The following is a 469-nucleotide window of genomic DNA, read 5'->3' as shown; positions in this document are numbered from 1 at the left end:
AGATCGAGAAGGGCCTGGAGAGCCGCGGCGTGCAGGTCAAGGTGACCGACTCGGAGTTCAGCGACGAGATCGCCGAGGGCGCGATCATCAGCCAGAACCCGAAGACCGGTGTCGTCTACAAGGGCGACACCGTCGAGCTGGTCGTCTCCAAGGGCCCCGAGCTCGTGGCCGTGCCGGCGGTGCGTTACCTCTCCACCAAGGACGCCGTCGACAAGCTCGAGGCGCTCGGCTTCAAGGTGAAGAAGGAGCACGCCTCCATCTTCCTGAGCGGCCAGGTGGCGTGGGCCACGGATCCGGAAGCCGGGGAACGGGTCAAGAAGGGCAGCCGGATCATCCTCTATATCGTCTGAGGGTGACCCAGCCCGACGGCCGCCGCACCACCCTGCTGGCAACGCTCGCGTTGCTCGCGATGACGGCCTGCTGGGGCTCGACGTTCTTCCTCATCAAGGACCTGCTCGACCGGGTACCG

1 protein-coding gene is annotated in these 469 nt (G+C 66.1%); it reads left to right on the top strand.

Translation table 11 applies throughout. The features are described 5' to 3' along the window. Positions 1–350: PASTA domain-containing protein (locus ACOADB_RS08345; RefSeq protein WP_378597496.1), on the top strand; the 350-nt coding region annotated here is incomplete at its 5' end. Positions 351–469: the final 119 nt, after the last annotated feature.

Origin of the sequence: Nocardioides sp. CPCC 206348 (assembly GCF_048654705.1) — a bacterium.
Lineage (GTDB): Bacteria > Actinomycetota > Actinomycetes > Propionibacteriales > Nocardioidaceae > Nocardioides.
Note: the sequence above shows the minus strand (reverse complement) of the source record. Positions and strands in the feature narration are given on the sequence as shown.